General features: G+C 64.7%; 19 protein-coding genes. 5 read left to right on the top strand and 14 right to left on the bottom strand.

Annotated features, from left to right (window positions below; all coding sequences use genetic code 11):
- Nucleotides 1–9 precede the first annotated feature (9 nt).
- The 10 genes from B6V73_RS05780 to B6V73_RS05735 all read right to left on the bottom strand — a co-directional run bounded on the left by B6V73_RS05780 (nucleotide 10) and on the right by B6V73_RS05735 (nucleotide 15,813).
- The gene (locus B6V73_RS05780; protein WP_088718984.1) at nucleotides 10–2,004 is read right to left on the bottom strand and encodes a preprotein translocase subunit SecA; all 1,995 of its coding nucleotides are present in this window, start codon (nucleotides 2,002–2,004) and stop codon (nucleotides 10–12) included.
- Entirely contained in the window at nucleotides 1,997–2,917 is a 921-nt protein-coding gene (locus B6V73_RS05775; protein ID WP_088724747.1) for a biotin/lipoyl-binding protein, read from the bottom strand. Before B6V73_RS05775 ends, B6V73_RS05780 begins: the two co-directional genes overlap by 8 nt.
- A gap of 162 nt (nucleotides 2,918–3,079) precedes the next feature.
- Entirely contained in the window at nucleotides 3,080–6,493 is a 3,414-nt protein-coding gene (locus B6V73_RS05770) for an error-prone DNA polymerase (protein WP_088724746.1), read from the bottom strand.
- The gene (locus tag B6V73_RS05765; RefSeq protein WP_088724745.1) at nucleotides 6,490–7,968 is read right to left on the bottom strand and encodes a DNA polymerase Y family protein; all 1,479 of its coding nucleotides are present in this window, start codon (nucleotides 7,966–7,968) and stop codon (nucleotides 6,490–6,492) included. The genes B6V73_RS05770 and B6V73_RS05765 overlap by 4 nt, the downstream gene beginning before the upstream one ends.
- Nucleotides 7,969–8,064: 96 nt before the next feature.
- Nucleotides 8,065–9,291 (bottom strand): glycosyltransferase, encoded by a 1,227-nt coding sequence (locus B6V73_RS05760; protein ID WP_088721870.1) that lies wholly within the window; start codon nucleotides 9,289–9,291, stop codon nucleotides 8,065–8,067.
- Nucleotides 9,288–10,898: an ABC transporter ATP-binding protein gene (locus B6V73_RS05755; protein ID WP_088724744.1), complete on the bottom strand. Its 1,611-nt coding sequence runs from the start codon at nucleotides 10,896–10,898 to the stop codon at nucleotides 9,288–9,290. The genes B6V73_RS05760 and B6V73_RS05755 overlap by 4 nt, the downstream gene beginning before the upstream one ends.
- Nucleotides 10,895–12,007, bottom strand: a complete 1,113-nt coding sequence (locus B6V73_RS05750) for an ABC transporter permease (protein WP_075776049.1) — start codon at nucleotides 12,005–12,007, stop codon at nucleotides 10,895–10,897. Before B6V73_RS05750 ends, B6V73_RS05755 begins: the two co-directional genes overlap by 4 nt.
- The gene (locus B6V73_RS05745) at nucleotides 12,007–13,164 is read right to left on the bottom strand and encodes an ABC transporter permease subunit (RefSeq protein WP_088721872.1); all 1,158 of its coding nucleotides are present in this window, start codon (nucleotides 13,162–13,164) and stop codon (nucleotides 12,007–12,009) included. Before B6V73_RS05745 ends, B6V73_RS05750 begins: the two co-directional genes overlap by 1 nt.
- A gap of 32 nt (nucleotides 13,165–13,196) precedes the next feature.
- A complete protein-coding gene (locus tag B6V73_RS05740) occupies nucleotides 13,197–15,113 on the bottom strand; it encodes an extracellular solute-binding protein (RefSeq protein WP_088724743.1) in 1,917 nt (638 codons plus the stop codon).
- Between the two features lie 151 nt (nucleotides 15,114–15,264).
- Nucleotides 15,265–15,813, bottom strand: coding sequence for a cytochrome c family protein (locus tag B6V73_RS05735; RefSeq protein ID WP_075776052.1), 549 nt, complete (start codon nucleotides 15,811–15,813; stop codon nucleotides 15,265–15,267).
- Between the two features lie 206 nt (nucleotides 15,814–16,019).
- On the opposite strand from B6V73_RS05735, the gene B6V73_RS05730 reads away from it, so the two are divergent.
- Entirely contained in the window at nucleotides 16,020–16,877 is an 858-nt protein-coding gene (locus B6V73_RS05730; RefSeq protein WP_088718994.1) for a prephenate dehydratase, read from the top strand.
- 12 nt (nucleotides 16,878–16,889) lie between these two features.
- Here the strand turns inward: B6V73_RS05730 and B6V73_RS05725 are convergent, their stop codons facing one another.
- Both B6V73_RS05725 and nudC read right to left on the bottom strand, forming a co-directional pair.
- Entirely contained in the window at nucleotides 16,890–17,357 is a 468-nt protein-coding gene (locus B6V73_RS05725) for an SRPBCC family protein (protein WP_088724742.1), read from the bottom strand.
- Nucleotides 17,358–17,424: 67 nt separating this feature from the next.
- On the bottom strand, nucleotides 17,425–18,456 hold the full coding sequence (gene nudC / locus B6V73_RS05720) for an NAD(+) diphosphatase (protein WP_088724741.1): 1,032 nt from the start codon (nucleotides 18,454–18,456) through the stop codon (nucleotides 17,425–17,427).
- 232 nt (nucleotides 18,457–18,688) lie between these two features.
- On the opposite strand from nudC, the gene B6V73_RS05715 reads away from it, so the two are divergent.
- The 4 genes from B6V73_RS05715 to B6V73_RS05700 all read left to right on the top strand — a co-directional run bounded on the left by B6V73_RS05715 (nucleotide 18,689) and on the right by B6V73_RS05700 (nucleotide 23,415).
- Complete coding sequence (locus B6V73_RS05715) at nucleotides 18,689–20,605, top strand: 5'-nucleotidase C-terminal domain-containing protein (RefSeq protein ID WP_168174868.1); 1,917 nt, start codon at nucleotides 18,689–18,691, stop codon at nucleotides 20,603–20,605.
- Between the two features lie 174 nt (nucleotides 20,606–20,779).
- On the top strand, nucleotides 20,780–21,793 hold the full coding sequence (locus tag B6V73_RS05710) for an ABC transporter substrate-binding protein (protein ID WP_088724739.1): 1,014 nt from the start codon (nucleotides 20,780–20,782) through the stop codon (nucleotides 21,791–21,793).
- Between the two features lie 72 nt (nucleotides 21,794–21,865).
- The gene (locus B6V73_RS05705) at nucleotides 21,866–22,654 is read left to right on the top strand and encodes an ABC transporter ATP-binding protein (protein ID WP_088718999.1); all 789 of its coding nucleotides are present in this window, start codon (nucleotides 21,866–21,868) and stop codon (nucleotides 22,652–22,654) included.
- Complete coding sequence (locus tag B6V73_RS05700; RefSeq protein ID WP_088724738.1) at nucleotides 22,654–23,415, top strand: ABC transporter permease; 762 nt, start codon at nucleotides 22,654–22,656, stop codon at nucleotides 23,413–23,415. The genes B6V73_RS05705 and B6V73_RS05700 overlap by 1 nt, the downstream gene beginning before the upstream one ends.
- Nucleotides 23,416–23,597: 182 nt before the next feature.
- Here B6V73_RS05700 and B6V73_RS05695 read toward each other — a convergent pair whose 3' ends face one another.
- Together B6V73_RS05695 and B6V73_RS05690 are read right to left on the bottom strand one after the other, a co-directional pair.
- A complete protein-coding gene (locus B6V73_RS05695; protein WP_143597875.1) occupies nucleotides 23,598–23,984 on the bottom strand; it encodes a hypothetical protein in 387 nt (128 codons plus the stop codon).
- A gap of 125 nt (nucleotides 23,985–24,109) precedes the next feature.
- Nucleotides 24,110–25,399 carry a plasmid recombination protein gene (locus B6V73_RS05690; RefSeq protein WP_143597874.1) on the bottom strand — a complete coding sequence of 430 codons (1,290 nt, stop codon included), beginning with the start codon at nucleotides 25,397–25,399 and terminating at the stop codon, nucleotides 24,110–24,112.
- Nucleotides 25,400–25,422: the final 23 nt, after the last annotated feature.

Raw genomic sequence — 25,422 nt, 5'->3', positions numbered from 1 at the left:
TGGTCCCTTTCAGTTGCCCCTGCCGCTGAAGGCGAGCAGGTCTTCGAGATTGTCGTCGGCGCGCAGAAGCGCTTTGCGCACGCCCGAATGGCGCGCTTCGGTCGCACGTTGCGCAAGCCGGGTCACGGGCGCGCCGATCAGCCACGGCACACGTCCCTTCCCGCCCGAAAAAGTGCGGATCAGGCTGGAGAGCCGTGTGCCGTAGAAGACCCGCAGCAAATCGTCCTCGAGCGAGACGAAAGTAATGAAACTGCCCGGATCGCCTTGCCGTCCGCAGCGCCCGAAAAGCTGACGATCGATGCGGCGCGCGTCATGGCGGCCCGTCGCGATGACATGCAGCCCGCCAAGGGCGCTCATCTGCTGATCGATGCGGATATCGGTGCCACGCCCGGCCATGTTGGTCGCGACCGTGATCCGCCCATGCCCGCCCGCTTCGGCGATGATATGGGCCTCGTGCTCGGTCTCGCGGGCGTTGAGCACGCGATGCGTCAGCCCCTCTTCTGTCAGGAGCGCGCTGATCTCTTCCGAGGCGGCGATGGATTGCGTGCCGATCAGGATCGGGCGGCCCGTCATGTGAACGCGTTTGGCCTCGGCCAGCACGGCGCGCCATTTCTGATCGGCAGTCGCGTAGTGCCGCTCGCCCAAGTTCTTACGGCGTGAGCGGCGGTTCGTCGGTATGCGTTTCGTGCGTAGACGGTAGACCGCGCGCAGCTCGCCGGAGACTTCGGCCGCGGTGCCCGTCATGCCTGCCAGCGTCAGATAGCGGCGGAAGAAACGCTGATAGGAGATGCGGATCAGCGTCTCTTGCCGCCCCGTGATCTCGCACCCTTCCTTCACCTCGATCATCTGGTGTAGCCCGCGCTCCCACGAGCGGTCGGACATCACCCGGCCGGTATATTCGTCGACGATCTGAACGCCCGCCTCATCGACGATGTAATGCTTGTCGCGGTGATAAAGATGCAGCGCCGAGAGCGCCTGCCGCGCCAGTTCCTCACGGTGAATCTCGGTCGCCCAGACGCCCCCGAAATGCGCGCTGAGCTGGCGCAGCCGCGCCTTGCCCAGATCGGTCAGTTCGACCTTCCATTCCTTCTCGCGCACGGTGAAATCGCGCGGCCGGGTCAGTTTGCGCCCGATCTCGACGGCGCGCTGATAGGTCTGCTCCAGCCCCGAATGATCGCCCGCCCGGGTGATGATCAGCGGCGTGCGCGCCTCGTCGACCAGCACGGAATCCGCCTCGTCCACGATCGCGTAGCATAGCCCGCGCATCAGCAACCGCTGCCGTTTCGGATCGGTCTTCGACAGCCCCTCCAGCGCCATATGCAGCGCGCGGGTCTCGCCCTCCAGCACCAGCCGGTCCTTGAGGTAATCGAAAGCCAACTGCTTGTTCGTGCAGTAACAAATATCGCAGGCATAGGCCGCCTGGCGTTCCTCGGGGCTGAGCCCTTCGATGATAACGCCGACGCTGAGCCCCAAAGCCCGATAGAGCGGCCCCATCCATTCCGCATCGCGCGCGGCAAGGAAATCGTTCACCGTCACGATATGCACCGGGACGCCCGACAGCGCCATGATCGCGGCGGGCAGCGTCGCGGTCAGCGTCTTGCCCTCGCCGGTATCCATCTCGGCGATCCGGCCCCGCAGCATCGCGCGCCCGCCCAGAAGCTGCACGTCGAAGGGGCGCATCTGAAGCGAACGTTCGGACTGGATGCGCACCAGCGCGAAGGCACGGGCCACGAGATCGGCGCGCAGCCCCTTCACCCGCAGCTTCTGCGCGACCTCGACACGGGCTGCATTGAAGGCATGCGCCTCCAGCTTCGCCAGCGTCTTCTCCTCCTTCGCGACACGGCGCAAAAAGCCCGCGCCCGCCGCCGATTTGACCGAGAAGAATTGCGAGACCCGCCCCACCGCGCTCGCCATGATCCGGTCGAGCGTGCCGAGGCGTTCATCCTCGCGCTCGGGGTAGAAGGCGGTCAGCAGGCCGGGGCGCTGGACGAGTATCTCAGACATCGTAGAGCCTCAGGAACAGCTGGCGCAGCGCTCGGTAGGCCTGAAACCCGATCGGCAGAGTGCCGTGAGAGAAACGCACCTCGACGCGACGGCCCAGCAGCGGCAGCGCGGCGTCGGGGGCCATCTCCAGCTCGAACTCGAAGACCCGTTGCAGCGTGCGCAGCCCCTTGGTGTCGCCCGGATCGACGGGAACGGTGCCGCCGCCCTGCAGTCCCAGCGCGGGGGTCGGCAGGTCGCGGATCCCGCCGGGCACTTCGCGCACGATGGTCGCGGGATAGCTCTGGCCGCCATATTCGACCGGCATCACATCGACGCGGCCGGTCGCATTGCGCACCAGATCGACATCGTCCTGACCGACGACAACGCGCAACGCCGCCGTGTCTTCCTCGGTCAGAACGTAGGAGATCACCTGCCCGCGCTTGGCGAACCTTCCCTGCAGATCCTCGCCATTGGGCACCACGGCCAGACCTGCGCGCGGTGCGCGGATCGACAATTCGTCCAGCTGCTGGGCCAGCCGGTTGCGGTCTTCGCGGGTCGCGGAAATCTCCGCCGCGATCATCTCGGCCTCGACCCTGTCGGTGCGCACCGCCGCCTGACGCTGCAGCTCCAGCCCCGCAAGTTGCGAGTCCAGCACCTCGAGCCGCGCGCGCAGCAGCGGATCGTCGAGCTTGATCATCACCTCGCCCGGCTTGACCGCGTCATAGGTCGCGACCGGTACCTCCGTCACGAAGCCGCTGGTTCCGACACGCACCTGCGCCTGCTCGGAAGGCCATGTCACCCCGCTCACCACGGATCTATACGGTGCTGGCAGCGCGAAAAGGATCACGAAAAGCGCGGCGATGAGCCCGCTCGTCACGAGGATCGCACGCGGCCTGTTGGAGCGGAGTTTCGGACTGGAAGACAGAAAGGACATGGATTTGCCTATGGGCACGAGGATCTGCGTCGTGATCGCCCAAGCTGCCAGCAGCACCCCGATGAAGAAGAAGCGGCCGGCGATATAGGTGAATTGCGTTCAAAGCGAGGCGAATCGCCGCAGCGGGAAATGTGTCGCGCCGCAGCCGATAGAGACCGGATTTCAGTGGAAATCCCGGCTCGGGAAAAGTCGTTTCGCCTGCTCTCGCGGATGACGTGCGGTGGTCTGCGGACGGGGCCTAGGGGCGTCATCCGCTTGGGGTGCGGTGAGGCCCAGAACGTCGTCGAGCGGGTGCCCCAGATCGGCCAGTCGCGGGGAGAGATCCTCGATCTTTTCGGCGATCAGATGGACCACGGCCCCCTCCCGTTCGAGCCGCCCCGAGACCCGCAGAAGACGCCCGCCCATCACCGCCCGGCGGAACCGTTCATAGAGCTTCGGCCAGACCACGACATTGCTCACGCCAGTCTCGTCTTCCAGCGTGATGAAGATCACGCCGGAAGCCGTTCCGGGGCGCTGGCGGGTGATCACGAGGCCGCAAACCGTGACCCGCTTTTGCGGCGTGCCGATCAATTCGCAATGCGGCGTGAGGCCGGGAATGGCGGGGCGCAGCAGCTCCATCGGATGGGCGCGGAGGCTCAATCTGAGGGCCACGTAATCCTCCACGACCTCCTCTCCCAGATGCATCGCGGGCAGTTCCACAGCCGGTTCGAGGCCCCCTTCCCCGTCCATCGGATCTGCGAAAAGCGGCAGCGGCGCGGGGGCCCGGATCGCCTTCACGGCCCAGAGCGCATCGCGCCGCGTGAGGCCGATTCCGGCAAATCCATCGGCCTCGGCGAGCCGTTCGAGCACATGTGGAGGCGTGCCCGCGCGCAGCCACAGGCTCTCCGGATCGGGGTAGCCATTGCCCCTGGCTGCGACGATCCAGCCCGCATCCTCCTCGCGAAATCCCTTGATCTGACGAAAGCCCAGGCGCAGCGCCAGGGCCCCGTCCGCGCGGCGTTCCAGCGAGCTGTCCCAGCCCGAATGGTTCACGCAAACGGGCCGCACCTCGATCCCGTGTTCGCGCGCGTCGCGCACGATCTGGGCAGGCGCATAAAAGCCCATCGGCTGCGAGTTCAGCAGCGCGCAGGCGAAGATTGCGGGGTGGTGGCACTTCAGCCAGGAGGAGACATAGGTGAGATGCGCGAAGGCCGCCGCGTGGCTTTCCGGGAAGCCGTATTCGCCGAACCCCTCGATCTGGGAAAAGCAGCGATCGGCGAAATCGGGCGTGTAGCCGCGCGCCAGCATCCCCTCCACGAACCGGTCGCGGAAGGTACCGATCGTGCCCATCTTGCGGAAGGTCGCGAGCGAGCGGCGCAGGCGGTCGGCCTCTTCGGGCGTGAAGCCCGCAGCGACCACCGCGATCTGCATCGCCTGTTCCTGAAACAGCGGCACGCCGAGGGTTTTGCCCAAGACGCCTTCCAGCTCCTTCGAGGGAAAATCGACCTTTTCGCGGCCCTGACGGCGGTTGATATAGGGATGGACCATGCCGCCCTGAATGGGACCGGGACGGACGATGGCGACCTCGATCACGAGGTCATAGAACGTCTGCGGGCGCATCCTCGGCAGAAAGTTCATCTGCGCCCGGCTCTCCACCTGAAACACCCCCACCGCATCTGCGCGGCACAGCATCTCATAGGTCGGCGCGTCCTCCTGCGGGACGGTGGCGAGCGACATATCGAGCTTCTCGTGCCCCGCCAGCAGCTCGAAGCTCTTGCGGATACAGGTGAGCATCCCGAGGCTGAGAATATCGACCTTCAGGATGCCCAGCGTGTCGATGTCATCCTTGTCCCATTCGATGCAGGTACGCCCCTCCATCGCGGCATTCTCGATCGGACAAAGCGCGTCGAGGCGGCCTTTCGTGATGACGAAGCCACCGACATGCTGGCTGAGATGGCGCGGAAATCCGATGATCTCGCCGATCAGTTTCAGCGTCTGCGACAGCCGCCGATCGGTGGGGTCGAGGCCCAGTTCGCCCATCCGCGCGTGGTCCGGCCCCTTGCCCGAAATCCCCCAGATCTGGCCCGCGAGGCTTGCCGTGACATCGGCGCTCAGCCCCATCACCTTGCCCACTTCGCGGATCGCGGCGCGGGTGCGGAAATGGATCACGGTCGCGCAAAGCCCCGCGCGGCCGCGGCCGTAGCGTTGGTAGATCCACTGGATGACTTCCTCGCGGCGCTCATGCTCGAAATCGACGTCGATATCGGGCGGCTCACCGCGATATTTCGAGATGAACCGCTCGAAGACCATGCCGATCTGGTCGGGGCTGACATCGGTGATCCCGAGCGCCCAGCAGATGATCGAATTGGCCGCCGAGCCGCGCCCCTGACACAGGATGCCGCGGCTGCGGGCGAAGCTCACGATGTCATGGACGGTGAGGAAATAGGCGGCGAAGCCCAGTTCGGAGACGAGGCGGAGTTCCTTCTCCAGCAGGCCTGCGTGCCGCTCCGAGATGCCCCCCGGAGAGCGCCGCGCCAACCCCTCGCGGGCGAGCCGGTCGAGCCGGTCCTGCGCGGGCTCGTTCTGAGCGACCTCGTCGGGATATTCGTAGCTGAGTTCGTCGAGATCGAAGCCGCAGCGCGCCGCGATCTCGCAGCTGCGACGCAGGGCTGCGGGGTGGCGGCGATAAAGCCGCGCCATGTCCTCGGCCCCTTTCAGGCGGCGTTCCGCATTGGGCAGCGCGCGGGTACCAAGCGCGTCGATGGTGCAGCCCTCGCGCAGGCAGGTCAGCACATCGGCCAGCTGCCGGCGCGACCCGCGATGCATCAGCACGTCGCCGGTCGCCACCATCGGCGTCGAGGCCCTCAGCGCGAGCGCTGCGCAAGCGTCGAACCAGCGCTGATCCGAGCCGTCATAACGCGGCGGCGCGCCAAGGAAGACCTGCCCCGGATAGCGCCGCCGCATCTCTTGTAGCGGGCGGTAGGCACGGGCCAGATCGGCGGGCGGCAGGGCGATCAGGATCATTCCCGCGCAGCCCTCCAGCAGATCCGCGCGGGTCAGGTGACACTCCCCCTTCCCCGCCCGGCGCTTGCCGCGGGTAAGAAGCTGGCTCAACCGGTGATAGGCCGCGCGGTCGGTAGGCAGCGCCACCCATTCGACCGGGCAATCGCTCAGCACCAGCCGCGCGCCGACGATCAGCTTCGGCAGTTTTGCGGTTGTCGGCCGGGCCAGATCCTGTGGCGAGCCGATGGGCTGGCGAGAGCTTTCGTCGCGCTGCAGTTCCGAGCGGATACGCAGCGCCTCACCGATCTCGCGCTTGAGTTCCTTGAGCGCCGAAAACGCCCGAACCACGCCCGCGAGCGAGTTGCGGTCGGTGATCGCGATGGCCTCCAGCCCCAGTTCGGCGGCGCGCACCATCAGCTCCTCGGGATGCGAGGCCCCGGTAAGGAAGGTGAAGTTGGAGGTGGTGCAAAGCTCGGCATAGGCGAGCGGAATGGCGGGCGTGTTGGCGGTGGTCACGACCGCCGAGGGGGCGCTGCCCCCGCGCCCGTCGGGCGCCCCCCGGGATATTTCGACCAAGGCGAAGGGAGCGGTCATGCGAAGACCCCCTCGACATACCAGCCGGGATCCTGCGGCGTGTGGAACATCCAGAGCCGCAGCCCCTGCCCGGTCTCGACGCGCCAATAGTCGCGCATCCCGCGCCGCCAGTTCGGATCGTCGAACCACCATTCCGGGGTCAGCCGTTCCGGCCCCTCGATGCGTTCCGCGCTGAGCGACTGGCGGCGCCAGCGGAAGCGGCGCGGCGGATCGGGGGCGTCGGACATGAGCGGCTCCGGCGGGAACAGCCGCAGCGGACGAGGGTGCGGCTGGTGCCAGTTGCCCTCGGGGTCGGTGAAGGCGGCAGGCGCAATCAGGAAGCTGCGCTCGGGGATATGGCTGTCGGCGGGCAGGTAGCGCTGGACGTTCTCCAGCCCGATGCGCAGCCCGATCCGGGTGATCAGATCGCCCAGCCTGTCGCGCCGCTCGGTGGCGATGGTGCCGATCTGGCGGGCGGGGAGCGCCTCGACCTGCGTGGCCGCGAGGCGCATCTGGTCGATCCCGAAGCCCGCGTCGATATCCTCGATGCCGCGCGCGAAGAGGGCCGCGATCCGGCTGGGGTCGCTGAGCGGGGTGGCCAAGCGCAGCTCGACCTCCTGGCTGGCCTGATCGACGCGGCGCAGGGTAAGGCAGAGCACCCGTGCGCCAACTTCGTTTTCCTTGAGTTTGGCGCAGAGCCGATCGAGCAGCCGTTCGATCCCCGCCATCACATCGGCCTGCTGGCCGATCGGTTCGGGCAGGGTCAGGCGGGTCCCGTAATGGGGCGGATCGGCCACGGGCGAGACCTGTTCGGGCAGATCGCCCAAGGCCTGATCGAGCCGCGCCATCACCCCCGCGCCAAAACGGCGCACGAGCGGTGCTCGCGGCGTGCGGGTCAGATCGCCGATCTCGCGCAGTCCCAGCCGCTGCAACCCTGTCACCGTCTCATGCGGCAGGCGCAGCGCGGCCACCGGCAGCTTGCCCAGAGCCGAGAGCCGCGCGCCGGGTGCGGCCCGACCGGGCGCGAAATGCGCCAGCGCCCAAGCCGCGCCGCGGGTGTCGGCAAGGCCAAGCCGCGCGGTGATCCGGGCGCGCTCCAGCCGGGCGATCATCTCGGCCATCATCGGCTCTTCACCGCCCCAAAGGTGATCCGAGCCGGTGATGTCGAGCACCAGACCGTCCTCGCCGTCCAAGCCCACCCAAGGGCAATAGCGCGTGGCCCAGCGGCGCAGCGTCTCGAGGAATTGCGCCTCGCGGGCGGGATCGGCAGGCGCGGTCTGCAGCGTGGGGCAGAAGGCGCGGGCCTCGGACAGCGCCATGCCGCGCGCCAGCCCCTGCCCCTCGGCCGCGGCGTTCAGACAGTGCAGCCGGTCGGTATTGCCCTCGCGCAGGACCAGCGCGAAGGGCCCCTCGATGGGCCGTGCCCGAAGAACCCGGTCGCTCGCCAGCCGGGGAAACCAGAGGGTGAGAATACGCCGTGTGCGCCCGTCGAGCATGTCGCTGAGCCTAGAGTTTGAGTCATTTGTTCGCGCTTTGTTCTTTTTAGGTCTCGCGGGATGCGGAGTCGAGTCCGTCTGGTGTCGGCATCGCGATCAGGCGGTGGCGATCGCGCCCTCGACGAAGGCGATCAGGCGCGGCAGGCAATGGGTGCGCAGATCGTAACGCTCGCACATATGGGTGCGGGCTGCCTCGCGCATCGGGGCGAATGTCTGCGGGGTAGCCAGCCCTTCGGCCAGCGCCTTCGACCAACCGGGAATATCGAAGAAATCCACCAGCCGCCCGGTCTGCCCGTCGGTGATCACCTCGCGCACCGGCGCGGTATCCGAGGCCACGATCGCACATCCGGCGGCCATCGATTCCATCAGCGACCAGCTGAGCACGAAGGGATAGGTCAGATAGGCATGGGTGCGGCTGACATGGAGCATGTCGACGTAATCGCCGTAAGGGATGCGACCCAGAAAATGCACGCGGTTCATATCCAGCCGGTCGCGCACCTCGCCCAAGAATTTCTGTTTCCAGCTTCTGGCATCCTTCGGCGGGCCGCCATAGCTTTGCCCCTCCTCGCCCACGATCAGCACATGCGCCTCGGGCCGCGCCGCAAGCACATCGGGCAGCGCGCGCATGAAGGAGTGATAGCCACGATAGGGCTCGAGCGAGCGGTTCACGAAGGTCAGAACCTCGTCGCCGGGGCGGAAGGTGAGCGTGGTTTCCGGCACGGTGAAACGCGCCTGCGGGTTCGGCGCGAGCCGCGCGCAGTCCACACCGTCATGGCAGATGGTGAGCTTGGCGCGCAGCTCCGGCGGGAAGGTCTCGGCCTGAAACTCGGTCGGGGCAAGCCCCGCATCGGCCTGTACCATCGACTGGATCAGATGGGCCGAGCGCGCGGTGGTGGAGATCCGGGTCTCGAGGCCGGGCTTCTGGAATTCCGCGTCGAAATCGGTGTCCATCCCGGTCGTGCGATACATCAGCTCGGCATAGACCAGCAGTTTCGCCTCGGGCCAGACCTCGCGCAGGAACAGCGTCTCACCCCAGCCGGAATGGCCGAAGATCACGTCCGGCACATAGCCGTGCCTGTCGCGCAGCTGCCGGGCGGCCAGCGCGACCTTTGCCCCGCGCGCGGCGCTTTCGGCGTAAAGGCGCGTGAGCCGCGAGGACATCTCGACCGGCTCGGGCTTGCGGTATTTCACCACCTTCACCGGCGAGGGGCGCTGGTTCGTCTCGACCGTCAGAGCCAGAACGTCATGCCCGCGCGCGGCCAGAGCCGGTGCCAGATGTACGAACTGGCCCGGGAAGTTCTGGTGAACGAAGAGGATCTTCATGCAATCTCGGGGGTCAGCGAACTCTCCCCCAAAGCGGCCACCATCAGCTGGCGCGTATAGGCGGTCTGCGGATTGGCGAAGACCTCCGCCGCGTTGCCCGCCTCGACGACGTCGCCGCGCTTCATCACCATGATCTTGTGGCTGAGCGCGCGCACCACCCGCAGGTCGTGACTGATGAACAGATAGGCAAGCCCGTGGCGTTTCTGCAAGTCGCGCAGCAGGTCCACGATTTGCACCTGCACCGTCATGTCGAGCGCGGAGGTCGGCTCGTCCAGCACCACCACCTTGGGACGCAGGATCATCGCGCGGGCGATGGCGATCCGCTGGCGCTGCCCGCCCGAGAATTCATGCGGGTAGCGCTCCATCATCGATGGATCGAGCCCGGTTTCCTCCATGATCTCGGCCACCATCTCGCGGCGGTTGCGGCCCGGCTCGACGCCGTGGACGGTCAGACCTTCGCCGATGATCTGCTCTACCGTCATACGCGGCGAGAGCGAGCCGAAGGGATCCTGGAACACGATCTGCATGTCGCGGCGCAGCGCGCGCAGCTTGTTCGCCTGCCAGCTGGAGATGTCCTGGTTCTCGTAGATGATCGGCCCTTCGGAGGGAATGAGCCGCATGATCGCGAGCGCGAGCGTGGTCTTGCCCGAGCCGGATTCGCCCACGATGCCCAGCGTCTCCCCTGCCCTCACCGAAAGCGAGGCGTCGTTGACCGCCTTCACGTGACCGATGGTCTTGCGCAGCAAACCGCGCTGGATCGGGAACCAGATTTTCAGATGCTCGGTCCGCACCAGTTCGGGCGCGTTCTCGGGCACCGGTTCGGCGCGGCCGGTGGGTTCGGCCTCCAGCAGTTTCTTCGTATAGGGGTGCTTGGGATTGGCGAAGATGTCTTCGGTCTTCCCCTGCTCCACGATCTCGCCATGCTGCATGACGCAGACCCGGTCCGCGATGCGGCGCACCACACCGAGGTCGTGGCTGATGAACAGAAGGCTCATCCCCATGTCGCGTTTCAGGTCGGCCAGCAGTTCGAGGATCTGCGCCTGAATCGTCACGTCGAGCGCGGTCGTGGGTTCGTCCGCGATCAGCAGGTCCGGCCCATTGGCGAGCGCCATCGCGATCATCACGCGCTGGCGCTGCCCGCCCGAAAGCTGGTGCGGATAGTCCTGCAGCCGGTCTGCCGGGTTCTGTATGCCGACCTTGTCGAGCAAGTCGATGATGCGTTTCTTGGCCTGCTCGCCGGTCACGCCCTGGTGTAGCGCGAGGCTTTCGCCGATCTGCTTTTCCAGCGTGTGCAGCGGATTGAGCGAGGTCATCGGCTCCTGAAAGATGAAGCTGATATCGTTGCCGCGCACCCGCATCAGTTCACGTTCCGAGGCGCCGACCATCTCGCGACCCTCGTAGCGGATCGAGCCTTCGACCTTGGAATTGCCGCCGACCAGCGCCACGGTCGAGAGCGCGGTCACGGATTTGCCCGAGCCGGACTCGCCCACCAGCGCGACGGTCTCGCCCGCGTTCACGGTGAAGCTCACGCCTTTCACGGCCGGGGTGAATTTGCCCTCGGAGCTGAAGGCGACCTTCAGGTTTTCGACCTCGAGAACCGGTTTCATCGGAACACCTTTCTGGGATCGAACGCGTCACGGATGCCCTCGAAGACGAAGACCAGAAGCGAGAGCATGATGGCGAAGGTGAAGAAGGCCGAGAAGGCCAGCCACGGCGCTTGCAGATGCTGCTTGCCTTGCAGCGCAAGCTCCCCAAGCGACGGCGCGGAGGACGGCAGGCCGTAACCCAGATAGTCGAGCGAGGCGAGCGCACCGATCGCGCCGGTGATGACGAAGGGCAGCATGGTCAGCGTGGCCACCATCGCATTGGGCAGGATGTGGCGGAACATGATCACCCGGTCCGACACGCCGAGCGCCCGAGCAGCGCGGACATATTCGAAATTGCGCGCGCGCAGGAACTCGGCCCGGACGACGCCGACCAGCGCGGGCCAGCCGAAGAGGATCGAGACCATGACAAGGAGCCAGAAACTTCGGCCCAGGATCGCGAAGAGGATGATGATGACGTAGAGCGCGGGCGTGGAGGACCAGATCTCCAGAATACGCTGGAAGAACAGGTCCACCTTGCCACCGAAATAGCCCTGCACGGCGCCCGCCGCGATCCCGATGATCGAGCCGATCCCGGTCACGATCAGCGCGAACAGAACCGAGGTGCGGAAGCCGTAGATCACCCGCGCCAGCACGTCGCGCGCGGTGTCATCCGTGCCCAGCCAGTGATCGGCATCGGGGGCCGAGGGCGCGGTGCCCACATCGTTGATCGTGTTGTAGCTGTAGGGGATCGGCGGCCACAGGAGCCAGCCCTTCTCGATCTTCTCGCCATCGACCTCGCCCGTCTTCAGCGCCTCGTTGGCGAAAGCCTTCGGGTCGTCCGCGTCGAAGCAACCCTCGGTGCCGCCGGTCTCGATCAGGCATTGCACGGTCGGGTCGCGATAGATCGCCTCGGTGCGGAAATCGCCACCGAAGGCGGTCTCGGGGTAGAAGTTGTAGATCGGGAAATACAGCTCGCCGCGGTAGCTGACCACGATGGGTTTGTCGTTCGCGATGAACTCCGCGAACATCGAGGCCACGAACAGGATCGCGAAGATGATCGCCGACCAGAAGGCACGGCGATTGGCCTTGAAGTTGCGCCAGCGGCGTTGGTTGAGAGGAGACAATGCCATCAGCCGGACCTCTTCTCGAAATCGATCCGCGGGTCAACGAACACATACATCATGTCGGAGATGATGTTCACGACGAGCGAGATCAGCCCGAACATGTAGAGCGTGCCGAAGATTACCGGGTAGTCGCGCTCCACCGCCGCCTGGAAGCCCAGAAGGCCCAGCCCGTCGAGCGAGAAGATCGTCTCCACGATGATCGAGGCACCAAAGAAGATGCCGAGGAACTGCGCCGGGAAGCCTGCGATCACGATCAGCATCGCGTTGCGGAAGACGTGCCCGTAGAGCACCTTCTTCTCGGCCAAGCCCTTGGCGCGGGCGGTCATCACGTATTGCTTGTTGATCTCGTCGAGGAAGGAGTTCTTCGTCAGGAGCGTCATCGTGGCAAAACTCGCGATGGTCGTCGCCGTCACCGGCAGCGCGATGTGCCACAGGTAATCGAGCGCCTTGCCGATCATCGTCAGCTGATCGAAATTATCCGACGTCAGGCCGCGTAGCGGGAATATCTTGAAATAGCTGCCGCCCGCAAACAGCACCATCAGCATCACCGCGAACAGGAACCCCGGGATCGCGTAGCCCACGATGATCGCGCCGGAGGTCCAGGTGTCGAACGGGGTGCCATCTCGCACCGCTTTGCGGATGCCCAGCGGGATCGAAATGATATAGGCGAGGATCGTCGACCACAGGCCCAGCGTGATCGAGACCGGCATCTTGTCGATCACGAGGTTCACGACGCTCTCGTTGCGGAAGAAGCTGTTGCCGAAATCGAAGGTCAGGTAGCCCTTCATCATGATCGCGAAGCGCTGCCAGGCGGGGATCTTCTCCTTGTGGCAGGCCGGGTCCGCCAGATCGGGCGTGCCGGTGAACCCGTCATCGCAGACGATCCGCGCGAAGCCCATCTGCACTTCGAGCTGATTGAGCAGCTCCGGAGAGATGCCGCGCGCCCCCTGATAGCCGCTATCCTCGACGCCGCCCTGGTTCTGCGTGCCCGCATCCCCACCGCCCGAGATGTTGCGCATCGAATCCGCCTCGCCCTGAACGCGGGCAATGACCTGTTCGATCGGCCCGCCGGGGACGAATTGCGTCAGCGTGAAGTTGATGATCATGATTCCCAACAAGGTGGGGATCACCATCAGCAATCGCCGCAGGATATAGGCGCCCATGTCCGGCCCTCTGCTCGTTTATCGGCGGTCGCTCAGAGCGCGCCGCTCGCTTTCAGTTTCTTGGCCTTGTCGGCGTCATACCACCAGAAATCCAGTTCTCCCAGAGCGTAGGGCGGCAGTTTTTCCGGGTGATCGTACATGTCGTAATAGGCGACCGTGTAGGTGGGCTTGAACCACTGCGGCACCCAGAAACGCAGGGCGCGCAGGCTGCGGTCCAGCGCATGGACGCGCGGCAACAGCTCCTCCTCGGTGTTCGCCTCTTCGACCATGCGGATCATCTTGTCGATCGCCGGGTTCTTCAGCCCCATCGCGTTGAACACGTCATCGGTCGAGCCCGAGCCGAAATACTGCTGCAGGTTCGAGCCGGGGATTTCGTCCTGCCCCAGATGGGTGGTGATCATGTCGAAGTCGTGGCTGCGACGGCGGTTTTCATACTCGCTGTCGTCGACGCGGTCCATTCTGGCATCAATGCCGAGCGCGCGCAGGTTCTGCACATAAGGGTTGATGACACGATCGAAGGTCTGGCTGTCGTTGAGGATCGCCACGGTCAGCTTCTCGCCCTTGTCGTTGCGGCGCATCCCGTCGTCGCCGACGGTCCAGCCCGCCTCTTCGAGCAGCTTCGCCGCCTTGCGCATGTTCTTGCGGTCGAGTTGGCGCTTGCCCGAGACCGGCTGGATCACCGCGTCGTCGGTCAGGATGCCGTCAGGCAGATCCTTGGCGAGCGGTTCGAGGATTTTCTTCTCCTCCGCCGAGGGCATGCCCTGCGCCTGCAGCTTGGAGTTTTCCCAGAAGCTCTCGACCCGATCATAGAGCCCGTAGAAAAGCGTGTCGTTCGACCACTCGAAGTTGAAGACGAGACCGAGTGCCTCGCGCACGCGGATATCGTCGAATTTCGGCTCGCGCAGATTGATCGCGAAGCCCTGCCCAGAGGCGATGTTGCCGTTGGGCAGTTCCGCCTTCACGACCTCGCCCGACTGCATCGCCGGGAAGTCGTAGGCGGTGGCCCAGATGATCGAACTCGCTTCGTTGCGGAAGGTGTAGGTGCCCGATTTGAAGCCCTCGAAGGCCGACTGGTAATCGCCGAAATACTCGACGCGGATCTTGTCGAAATTCGAGCGGCCCTTGTTGATCGGAAGGTCCTTGCCCCAATAGTCGGGATTCCGCTTCCAGGTGATCGCGCGATTGCTTTTGACGCTGTCGAACATGTAGGGGCCCGAGCCGATGAAGGGCACCGGCGAGGTCTGCGACAGGTCGATGTTCTCCTTTTCGAACTGCGCCTTGGAGAAGATCGGCAGCGACGCAACCGATTGGATGATATCGCGGCGCGGGTAATCGGGCTGGAAGTCAAAACGGATGTGCTTGTCGTCGATCGCCTTAGCGGATTTGACCTGCTGGGCGATCACCGCACGGAAAGAGCTCAGCCCCTTGTCGCGCAGCTGCTCGTAGGAGAAGACCACATCCTGCGCGGTCAGCGGTGTGCCGTCGGAGAATTTGATCCCGTCGCGCAGCGTGAAGACGACCCAATCCTTGCTCGGTGGATATTCGAGGCTTTTGCAGAGTAGGCAATACAGCTCCCCCACCGTGTCGGCGGTGCCCTCCATCAGCGATTCCAGCGGCACCGACGACAGCGCGGCGGCCCGGCCCTGAATCGAATAGGGATTGTAGTTGTCGAACCCGCCCGGCGCCCATTCCGAGATCTCGCCGCCCTTCGGCGCGTCCGGATTGACATAATCGAGATGGGTGTAATCGGCGGGATATTTCAGATGTCCGAGCGTCGCGATCCCGTAGGAGGTGATCGTGTCGCCGCCCTGGGTGCTATCCTGTGCATGTGCGCCGAAGGCCAGCCCCGCCCAGATCAGACCCGCTGCAACCAGCCCGCTCAGCGCGCGCGGCGCCACCTGCGTCAAATCCAGATCGATCGCTTTACTCGCCACTCGCGCTTTTGCCATGCACTCCTGCTCCCTGCTCCAAAGCGTTTTCGCGTCTGCCTAGCTAAAAGCCTTAGCGCGCAGGGAGCAAGTTACGAATCTGTAAAGCACGGCGGGAAATGCAAAAGGCCGCCCAAAGAGGCGGCCTTGAGAGATTTCGAGAGGGCTTGCCTCAGTTCGAATGCTCTTGCAGGTAGGCAATCACGTCGTTGCGGTCTTCGGGCTTCTTGAGACCGGCGAAGGACATCTTGTTGCCCGGGATGAAGTCTTTCGGGTTGGTCAGCCACTCGTTGAGCGCTTCGAGCGTCCATTCGCCGCCATGGCTCTTGAGCGCGTCCGAATAGGAGTAATCCGCGACCGAAGCGATCGGGCGACCGACCACACCGTCGAGATGCGGGCCGACACCGTTCTTGCCTTCGAGCGAATGGCAGGCCTTGCACTTGCCAAAGATCTTCTCGCCCTTGGCGGCATCGCCGGTGCCCAGTTCGACCTGTGCGACTTGCTCTTCCTTCGCGGCGCCATCGCCTTCTTCCGGCGCGGCCAGTAGATCGCCGGGCGCTGCGGACATCATGTCCTTCATCGCGTGCTCGCTCCCGCCCGAAGCGTCGTGGCTTTCGCCGACGGTGTAGAGCGCGCTCGAGGCCCAGGCCGTAAGCAGGAAGAACAGCAACGCGCCCAGAAACGCGCCCGCCGCCTTGGTGAAGGTCATCGTGTTGAACATGTCTCGTCCCTGATATGCGTCGTCGTCCCGCGCATCTATCCGCACAGGGCCCTTTAGATCAAGCGAACTTTACCAGATGTGATCGGATTTCCGAAGAGTGACCGGGGGATGACGCAGCGTGAGCCCTCTGCGCCCCGGCTCTTCCCTTCCGCGCAGGCACGGGCTAGGCAGGGGCGCGAGACGAGATCAGTGCGGGGGGATTGCCCATGAGCAGCCAAGGACAAACGCCGAGAACCGGACGGATCGCTTTTCAGGGCGAGTTGGGCGCGTATTCGCATCAGGCTTGCCGCGACGCGCGTCCGGACCTCGAGCCGGTCCCTTGCCGCACCTTCGAGGACGTGATCGCCTCGGTGAAGAAAGGCGACGCCGATCTCGCGATGCTGCCGGTGGAGAACTCCACCTACGGGCGGGTGGCCGACATTCACCGCCTGCTGCCGGAATCGGGGCTGCACATCCTCGACGAGGCCTTCGTGCGCGTGCATATCAGCCTGATGGCCCTGCCCGGCGTGGAGATCGAGGAGCTGGAAAAGGTCCGCGCGCATCTGGTGCTTCTGCCGCAGGCGGCAAGCTTCCTCGCGCGCTACGGGATCCGGGGCGAGGCCGCCGCCGACAGTGCGGGCGCGGCCGCCGAACTCGTGCAGGCGCAGACCCGCAGCGTCGGCGTGCTGGCCTCCGACATGGCCGCCGAGACGTATGGCCTCAACATCCTCGCCCGGCATATCGAGGATCACGCGCATAACACCACGCGCTTCCTGATCATGGGCACCGAGCCCGACACCCGCCCGCGCGGCGAGAAGATGATGACCACTTTCGTCTTCCGGGTGCGCAACATCCCGGCAGCCCTCTACAAGGCAATGGGCGGGTTCGCGACCAATGGCGTGAACATGACCAAGCTCGAAAGCTACATGGTCGGCGGGCACTTCACCGCGACACAGTTCTACGCCGATGTCGAAGGCCATCCCGACGATCCGGCGCTGGCGCGCGCGCTCGAGGAACTGGATTACTTCACCAGTTATCTGGAAATTCTGGGCGTCTACCCGGCCGCACCGGAACGCAAGAGCTGAGGGGGCCGGGCGTCAGACGATCTTCTCGTGCTGACGCTCGATATCCTGCGCGAATTGCTCGATCCGTTCCTTGAAGCGGCGTTCGAGGTTGCCCTTGCCGAGCTTGGCCGACTGGATCATCAGCCGCGCGCCGAGACTGCGCGGCTTCAACTCCAGCCCCACCTGCAACCGCGTCCGGGTTCGCGACAGATCCGTGAGATCGAAATCCATCACCGCCTCGAAACTGTTCGAAACGCCCTCGTAGACGATCAGTTCCGGCACTTCGAAACGCTTCACATCGGTGATCATCTGGCGCTGCTTGCCACGAAAACGGAAACCGATATCCCAAGACATGCCTGCGCCCGGTTCGTTCAGCGTATCGAGCCGTTTCAGCGTGATCCCGCGGCGCATCGCCACCCGCTCGAAGCCCCCGAAATCCGCGAGCCGTCCGAAGACGAAACCGGCGGGCGCAGAAATATCGGTGCGGGTCGACAATTTCATGAGACGAATTCCTCGGATCAGCAGTCAGGGCACCGGGGAGCGGCGCGCCGTGCGCGGCAAACTGGCCTCATTCCAGCCGATCTGCAAGCCACTCGCGCATCAGCCAACCGGCGATCGCGCCCTGGCGTGGCGCGGAGATCTCAGGGTCGCGCCCAGCCACAACCTGCAGTAGACGCTCCCGGTTGATCCAGCGTGCATCGGCTATCTCGACCGGGTCGATGGTGATCTCGGTGGTCGTCGCCACGCCGCGACACCCCAGCATCAAAGAGGCCGGGAACGGCCACGGCTGCGAAGCGACGAGAGAGACCTCCCCCACCTCTACGCCGCTTTCCTCGAACACCTCGCGGCGCACGGCGGCCTCGACCGTCTCTCCCGGTTCCATGAAGCCCGCGAGGCAGGAATACATCGTCTCGGGCCAATGCGGGCCGCGCCCCAGCAGGAGCCGGTTGCCGTTCGTGATCAGCATGATCACGACCGGGTCGGTCCGCGGAAAATGGTGCCGCTCGCAAACCGGGCAGCGCCGATGCCAGCCCGCCTGTTCGGACTGGCTCTCGGCACCGCAGGTGGAGCAGAAGCGATGCGTCCGGTGCCATTCCACGAGCCCGCGCGCGGTGGCGGCGATCTCCGCCTCGACCGGGCTCAGAAACCCCATCCGGCCACGCAGCTCTGCAAAGACGATGTCGTCGGGCAGATCGGGATGGCGCTGCTCGGAGGCGTCGAAGAAGGCCGCCCCGTCGGGTCGTTCACCCTCGGGCTCGAAAGCCGAGACATCGCGGGAAAACAGAGCACACCCGTCGTGGCACCCGAGGAAAATCTCCGGTCCCGGCATCGCCTCGAGCGCCGCCTCGCCCGCGCGCAGAAGGCGCAGCCCCTCGGGCCCGAACAGCAGACGCCCGCGCCAAAGCGCAACCACCCGCGCCGCTTCGCCTGCGCGCAGCTCCGCGAGCCGCTCTGCATCGCCCCGCAGATGGGCCGCCCGCTCGAGCGCACCCGGCGCTTCCGCAAAGGCCAAGCCCCGCGAATCGAGCACGCGTCCTTGAGACAACCGGGCGGGTTGAGAAATCGGCTTTCGCGCGTCGGCGAGGGAATCGGGCGGCATGAAAAACTCCTGCGGATCGCCCTACCCATGCCACGGGGCGCCAGCCGGAGACCAGTGCCGATCAGGTGACGCGCAAGCCAGAGCCGCCACGTGCCCGGACCTCGCAAACGCGTTACGTCAATTTAAAACTTGGCAAACGACCGACCTCTACTCTAGCTTGCGTGTGGGACACACGACCGCCAAGGGGCGGCATTTAAACGATAAAAGGTCAATTACGGGCCAAGGGGATCACATGGGGAAACTGTCTGACCGGGATTGGCCCGGCCAGTTTTCGGATCAGCGCGTCACACTCGCGCTGAGGGTTCTTGAGACGACCGATCTGCATGGTCAAGCGAGGGGCTACGATTACTTCAATGACCGCCCGGCCCCGCGCAGAGGCTTGGCAGCGCTGGCTTCGGAGATTGCGCAAGCGCGCAGCGAAGCCCCTAATTGCCTGCTGTTCGATTGCGGCGACTTCCTTCAAGGCACGCCCCTGACCCAGCTCTGGAGCGAGCCGGGAGAGACGGCGGACAGCCACGACGGCGAAAATCCGATGATCGCGGCAATGAACGCTTTGGGCTACGACGCGGCCGCGCTTGGAAATCACGAATTCGATTTCGGGCTGGCGTCGCTCGAGCGCGCTCTGGAAACCGCGCATTTTCCCACCGTCTGCGCCAATCTGCATGCCTCGTCGGATACGCCGATCCGGCCTTGGGCGATGATCGAACGCCGCTTTCGCGACAGTCACGGTACCGAGCGACATCTGCGGGTCGCGGTGATTGGCGTGCTGCCGCCGCCCAGCCTTGCGTGGCTCGAGACGCGACCCGAGGCCGAGCTTTCGACCTCCTCACTTCTGGAGGCGATGAAGGCGCAGCTGCGTCTGATCCGTGCAGCCGGGGCCGATCTGGTCGTCGCCCTCGCCCATACGGGGATTTCTCCGCTGCCGCTGGATCAGAACGCGCCGCAAGGCTCGGCCGCCGCCGCCGAGCGGGCGGCAGTCACGATCGCGCAGCTCGACGGGATCGACATCGTGCTGGCTGGGCATGACCACCTGCGCTTTCCCGATCCTTCCCGTCCGAGTTTCGCGGGGATCGATCCGGTTCTGGGCACGCTTCACGGCAAGCCCGCGCTCAACGCCGGGGCCGGCGGGACGCATCTGGGAGTGCTCGATCTCGTTCTGGAAAAACGGAAGGAAGGCTGGGCACTCGCGGCGCACCGGGCGGAGTTGCGCCCAGCGCAGGGCGAGAGCGGGCCGGACAGCGCGGCCGTGCTTGCCTCCTCGGCCCGCGCCCATCGCCGCACGCTCGATCACATCCGCCGCCCCATCGGCACCACCGCGGAGCCACTGCACAGCTATTTCACCCAGATCGCGCCGGACCGGACACTCGCCCTGACCATCGCGGCGAAACGGCGATATGCCCGCGAAAAGCTCGCTGGACGCCCCGAAGCGGACCTGCCCCTACTCGGCGCTGCGTCGAGCTTCAAATCGGGCGGTACGGCAGGCTCTGCGCATTTCATCGACATCCCTGCCGGCCCGCTGCGGATGAGCCATCTCGACGACATCTACCTGTTCAACAACATGGTCGCCGCGGTCGAACTCAGTGGCGCGGAACTGCGCGACTGGCTCGAACAGGCGGTCTCGATCTACAACCAGCAGCGCGCCGACGGGCGGTTGCGGATGCTCTGCGATTTCGCCTTCGCGAGTTACCATTTCGACGTGATCGCGGGGCTTACCTACGAGATCGACCTGTCGCAGCCACCACGCTTCCGCCCGGATGGCAGCCTGAACACGGCCGCACGGGGACGCATCCGCGACCTGCGCCACGAGGGTGCTCGCGTCAGTGATACAGACCGGTTCATCGTCGTGAGCAACGATTTCCGCCTCTCCGGCGGCGGCGGGTTCAAGCAGCGGGGTCGCCCCGTCTCCCTCGCTCCGGAGCCGATGCGCGTGCGCGACCTGCTGCTGCAGGAAATCGATGCGCAGCAAGGACCGCTCCGCATCGACGCGCCGCCGATCTGGCGGTTCGCTCCCCTGCCCGGCGCGCGCGCCTTGTATCATACGGGCCCCGGCGCATCGGCCTACCTGTCGGAGCTCGCGCAAGTCGGATTGCAGGCCGACCCCGGACCGGTCGATGCGAACGGGTTCCTTCCACTCGAGATCGCCCTCTGAGGGCCCGCCGATGTGGCGCCCAATTTTCTTGCATTTACGCAGCACCCCGCACAAAACTTAATCACGGAACCGTGAGCACCTCGCCTGCTCGCATGGCGCGCGCGGTTTGAGTTTACCCCCGCGCGCCGCCGGTCAGGATCGGGGCGAAAACGGATTAACGAAGTGAGGGATATCATGCTGCACATCAAACCGGGGCTTTTCGCCACGCTCGCGCTCGGCCTCTCGGCCACGCTGGCACAGGCCGAAACCAAGATGCCTTTCGCGCTGGACTGGAAATTCGAAGGCCCCTCGGCGCCCTATTTCCTCGCTATCGACGAGAGGTTCTACGACGAGGCCGGGCTGGAGGTCGAAATCTCAGAGGGCAAAGGCTCGCTCGACGCGATCCCGAAAGTGGCAACCGGCGCCTATCCGGTGGGCTTCGCCGATATCAACTCACTGATGAAATTCCTCGACCAGAACCCCGGCGCGCCCGTCACCGCCGTGATGATGGTTTATGACAAGCCGCCCTTCGCGGTGGTCGGCCGCAAGTCGCAGGGCGTGAACGAGCCCAAAGACCTCGAAGGCAAAGTGCTGGGCGCGCCGCCCCCGGATGGCGCCTGGGCACAGTTCCCGATCTTCGCCAAGGAAGCCAGCCTCGACATGGACAAGATCAAGGTCGAACCGGTCGGCTTCCCAACGCGCGAGCCGATGCTAGCCGAGGGCAAGGTCGATGCAGTCACCGGCTTCTCCTTCTCCTCGACGCTCAATCTCAAGCGTCTGGGCGTGGGCATGGAGGACCAGTCGGTGCTGCTGATGGCCGATTACGGCGTGGCGCTTTACGGCAACGCGATCATCGTGAACACGGATTACGCGAAGGCGCATCCCGAAGAGATTACCGGCTTCATCAAGGCGACCGCCGAGGGCTGGAAAGCCGCCGTGGCCGATCCGGGCAAGGCCGTGGACGCGCTTCTCAAGCGCAACCCAGCCGCCGACAAGGATCTGGAGACCGAGCGACTTCAAATGGCAATCGATGCCAATGTCCTGACCGATTACGTGAAGGAAAATGGCATGGGTGGGATCGACGCGGACCGGATGGCCACCGCGATCGAGCAGACGAAAACCGTCTACGAGTTCCAGAACGCGCCCGATGCGGCTCTCTATTTCGACAGCGCGTACCTGCCCGACGCGGCAGAGCGGAAGATCGACTGATCCGACATCCTTCAGGGGCAGGCGCCGCGGATGCACCCGCCCCTATTCTCTGCCTTCTCGCGCCGGACCCTCATGGAAAATCTCATCGACATTCGCGGCGTGACCCACGCCTATCAAACCAAGCATGGCCCCCTGCCCGTGCTCGACCAACTGGACATCCGCGTACCGCAGGGCGAGTTCTGCGCCGTGGTCGGCCCCTCGGGCTGCGGCAAATCCACCCTCACCCGTCTGGTGGCGGGGCTGATGAAGCCCGACCGGGGCGAGGTCTGGCTTCATGGCGAGAAGGTCACCAGCCCGCGCAAGACTGTCGGCATGGCGTTCCAGAACCCGGTGATGCTGGAATGGCGCTCGATCATCGAGAACGTGATGCTGCCTCTGGAGATCGTGGCTCCGGGCATGGCGAAATCCGAGAAGGCCGCGCGCGCCGAGCACTTGCTGGAGATGGTGGGCCTGAAGGGGTTCGAGACCAAGCGCCCGTCGGAACTGTCCGGCGGGATGCGCCAGCGCGCCTCGCTCTGTCGCGCCATCGTGCACAAGCCGGATGTGCTGATCATGGACGAGCCCTTTGGCGCGCTCGACAATTTCACCCGCGAGGATCTGTGGCAGACGATGCGCGATCTGCGCGCCGCCGAGCCTTTCACCGCCGTTCTGATCACCCATGACCTGCGCGAGAGCGTGTTCCTCGGCGATCAGGTCATCGTCCTCTCGGGCCGCCCGGCGCATACGCAATACGTTCTGGATGTGGACCTGCCGAAGGATCGCACGATCGACGTTCTCTACGAGCCGAAAGCCGTCGAGATGCTGCATCTCCTGCGCGACCAAATCCGGATCGCGCAGGGCCGCGACGAGGGGGTACACTGATGGACGCCAAGAAAATCTTCACCCCGATCCTGTCGATCGTCGCTTTCCTCGCGATCTGGGAATTCATCGTCTGGGCGAATGGCTGGCCGAACTACGTCATGGCCTCGCCGTCGGACCTGCCCGCCGCCTATATGCGATACTGGAACCTGTTCCTGATCGATAGCTGGCAGACGCTATGGCGGACGGTAGCAGGGCTTGCGATCTCGATCGTGTTTGGCACCTTCCTCGGCATGCTCATGGGCTTTTCGCGCACCGCGCGCGATGCACTTTATCCGCTTCTGGTGGGCTTCAACGCGGTGCCGAAGGCGACAGTCGTGCCGGTACTGGCGCTGCTGTTCATCGGCGCGCATGACTTCAACACCGTGCTTATGGCCTTCATGATCTCCTTCTTCCCGATCGCCGTGTCAGTAGGGATCGGCCTGTCCACGCTGGAGCCCGAATATCGCGATATCCTCGGCGCGCTGGGGGCCTCGAAATTCACCATCTTCCGCAAGATCGCCCTGCCCAAAACCCTGCCCGAGTTCTTCGGCGCGTTGAAAGTCTCGGTGACGCTGGCCTTCATCGGCACCAACCTCGTCGAGATCATCTCGCCCCACGGCAAGGGCCTCGGCGCGCTGTTCCTGTCGGGCCAGACCAACGGGGATTACCCGCTGATGTTCGCGGTGCTGATCGCCTTGGCCTTCCTCGGAATCCTTCTCTATTACGCCGTCGTCGCGCTGGAGAAGATCTTCGCAGGCTGGGCCGAACGGCAGCCGGGGTAAGGGGCCTAACCCGACCGATAGTTGTCAGCGGAGAGCCTCTGCAGTGCTTAATTAGCTGATGGTACCGGACTGCGCCGGTACATTCCGATCGCTGCCCAGCCAATGAGTAGCCCGTGATAACGAGAAAGGGCGCGGAATACACCGCGCCCCCTTCCTTTTCGTGTTGGGCGATCTAAGCCCCGTCAGCCTTCGCTGGCGTTGACCGATTTCCCGGGCACAGCGCTTGCAACGCCTTCGTGGCCACGGGTGGCACCAGCCGTCTCGATCCGCTGCGCGATTTCGTTGCGCACGACATCCGGGCAGTCGGGATGATTTGCGATCCGCTTGGCGTTTGCCTGCGTGGCGGTCTCGCTGAAGAGGCGGAAAAATTCGACTGCCTTGGGCGTACCCGCCAGTTGGGCCAAGACGCTCTCGAGGCTTGCGAAGAGCGCTTTGTTCGCGCGGTCATGTTCGCGGTGCTGATCAAGAGCGATCTGCGCGGTGAGGTTTTCCGCGCGCGCTTTCATTTGCCGTTGGCGGTCGGTCATACGGTTCCAGTCGATGACGGGATGCCGGTGTTTCTGTGCCATGTAGTCGAGTCCTTTCGTGGCGGTCTTTGCAGCGCCTGCCCCGCGCCTATCGCGGGGCTTCTTGGCCGCTGATGATGAGGTGGGTTCATCGCGCAGGGCGCGGAAATCGAATTCGCGAACTTTTTTCACGTTTTCTCATCAGAGCCCCGATCGACGTCGTCGAACCGGGCGCGCGACGAGCGGCGGCGAAGCGCATTCAGCGGCAAAGACAGTGATCTGCGCGCTTGTGCGAGACGGTGCCTAGCTTTGCCGGGCAGCGTTTTCGCGATCTCGCGAAGCGCAGCGTCCGCCGCCTCGATCTGCGTGAACTCATCAGTGAGCTCCGCGCGCGCTTCTTTGCGTGCCTGTTGGCGGAGAACTTCCAAAGCGCGTCCGAAAAGCGCCCGCACCGGCGATGGCGTATCGGCTTGAGCGACCTGTGACGCCGTCTCGTTCAAATCGGACACGATATCCACGTGGCCATCGGCCACCGCAGCCGCGACTTCGAGCACTGACTGAGCCTCTCGCTGCCGCTGCGTGACGGTACGCTCTTGATCTGCGAGCGCCGATTTTTCGGCAGCGAGGGTTTCCTCGGTCTGCTTCACCGCCTTGTCGCGGCTGGCCAGCTCAATCTCCTGGCTCTCGCGCCATTTCCGTGGGCTGACGTGTTCGCGATGTTCTGGCAGTGCGATCTCGGTTCCAGGATCGGCCACTCCATTCGCACGCGCTTCGCGGACTTTCTTGTTGTGGTTGAGAGCCTCCCTCAGGGCTTGCTTGCGACGCTCGCCGCGCTGGAGCCCAATCTCCTCGAACCATTCGCCGACGCTATCTTGCGCCTTCTCGTAGCTCCGGATCAGCGGATGGACTGCCGGCTGCAGCATACGCCGACCATCGGTTGTCACTGCGCGGGGAATGATCACAGCGTGGATATGATATGCTGTTTCGTCGAGATCGGCGCGTGCATGAACGCAGTCGTCGCCGAAGTTGGTCAAGAGCCACTGCTTGGCTCGCGTCTCGAATTGCATTTCTCGCGTCGGTCCGCTCTCCCCGAAAAACTCGGTGAGGTCTTTGTCGAACCATTCTTTGTTTACCGTCAGAATGATTTCACGCAGCGGACCATGCCGGGTTGCGCGCCAGGGATCGCGCGGCCCACGGAAAAGCGCATTCTTAAGCTCTGTTTTCCGACGCCGTCGGCGCAGTTGCTCCAATTCGAGAAGATGGTTCGCGTGGCGCATGTCCTGAATCTCGTCCCACGCATCTTGTGCCCAGGTATTCGAGCCGATGAGGCGCCGGTTGTGTGCCATGAGGCTGCTGTCGCAATGGCCGTTATCGCCCCCGCTGCGCATCCGGTGCTTCTCGTAACCCGCAAGATTGCGCGGGTGCATGCCTTGCATGCGCATGACGATTGGGTAGTGGGTTTTAGGTGCTGATGACATAGTCGATCTCCGTGCTTGTGAGA

It is taken from the genome of Thioclava sp. JM3, from assembly GCF_002213185.1.
Taxonomy (GTDB): domain Bacteria; phylum Pseudomonadota; class Alphaproteobacteria; order Rhodobacterales; family Rhodobacteraceae; genus Thioclava; species Thioclava nitratireducens.
The sequence above is the reverse complement of the archived record's forward strand: the minus strand, read 5'-3'. Positions and strand labels throughout refer to the sequence as shown.